This window comes from Streptomyces sp. ADMS (assembly GCF_033441795.1).
In the GTDB taxonomy this organism is placed as follows: domain Bacteria; phylum Actinomycetota; class Actinomycetes; order Streptomycetales; family Streptomycetaceae; genus Streptomyces.
In genome coordinates, this window is record NZ_JAVFVX010000667.1 from 1 (window position 1) to 220 (window position 220).

A 220-nucleotide genomic window follows, 5' to 3' on the forward strand; every position below is an offset into this window, starting at 1 on the left:
ACTGGCCCGTACGTTGCATGACTTCGCGGATGATGTGTCGGATGCGTTGCGGTTGATCAAGGGGATGGCGTCGGAGAACGAGACGCTGGAGTGGGCGGGCAGGACCGCCGAGGTGTTCCAGGACGAGTTCTCGGATGTGCCGAAGAACCTGAAGAAGCTGAAGAGGTCGTACGACCTGTGCGGCGACGCGCTGGTGGACTACTGGCCGAAGTTGGAGCGG

Annotated in this window: 1 pseudogene; it reads left to right on the forward strand. The window is 61.8% G+C overall.

Annotation, left to right across the window (positions count from 1 at the left end):
- Positions 1 to 220 (forward strand): annotated as a pseudogene (locus RB628_RS43140) (hypothetical protein); the annotation flags it as partial.